Here is an 850-nt window from a genome sequence, read left to right as displayed (position 1 = left end):
GAAGGCCGGAGATATCGCCGTGCTGGTGCGCACCGGCGCCGAGGGCAAGCTGGTGCAGCAGGAGCTGGCGCGCCTCGCCATCGCCTCCGTCTATCTGTCGAACCGCGAGAGCGTGCTGGAGCAGGTGGAGGCGCGGGAGATCCTGCTGATTTTGCACGCCTGCCAGAACCCGAGCGAAGAGCGCAGCCTGCGGGCGGCGCTGGCGACCGGGCTGTTTGATCTCGACGCCAAGGCGCTCGATGGGCTGGCCAGCGACGAGCGGGCGTGGGAGAGCGCGGTGCAGGAGTTTATGGAGTACCGCAAGATCTGGCACCGCCGCGGCGTGCTGGCCATGCTGCGGGCCTTGCTGCACCGGCGCAATCTCGCCTCTTCGCTTTTGGCGAGCCCCTATGGCGAGCGGCGGCTGACCAACTTCCTCCATCTTGGCGAGCTGTTGCAACAGGTGAGCAGCGAGCTGGACGGGGAGTACGCCCTGCTGCGCTGGCTGGGGGAGGCGGTGAGCCGCCCCAACGGGCAGGATGCGGAGCAGGTACTGCGCCTCGAATCAGAGCGGAAATTGGTGCAGATCGTCACCATCCACAAATCCAAGGGGCTGGAGTATCCGCTGGTGTTCCTGCCCTTTATCTGCAGCCACAGAACCGCCGAGACCCCGCTCTATCACGAGGCGGATGAGGCGGGCAATCGCACCATTCTCGATCTGACCGGCGCCGACTCGTCGCTCGCCGAAGCTGACAGGGAGCGCCTTGCCGAAGATTTGCGGCTGCTCTATGTGGCGCTGACCCGGGGCGTCTACGCAACCTGGCTGGGGCTGGCGCCGGTGCGGGCGCGCGCTCTTATACACATCTGACGC

Annotated in this window: 1 pseudogene; it reads left to right on the top strand. The window is 66.5% G+C overall.

From position 1 onward, the window contains the following. Positions 1–832 (top strand): annotated as a pseudogene (locus tag BN1115_RS20600) (3'-5' exonuclease); the annotation flags it as partial. Between the last annotated feature and the right edge of the window lie 18 nt (positions 833–850).

This window comes from Aeromonas allosaccharophila (assembly GCF_000819685.1).
GTDB classification, from domain to species: domain Bacteria; phylum Pseudomonadota; class Gammaproteobacteria; order Enterobacterales; family Aeromonadaceae; genus Aeromonas; species Aeromonas allosaccharophila.
The sequence above is the reverse complement of the archived record's forward strand: the minus strand, read 5'-3'. Positions and strand labels throughout refer to the sequence as shown.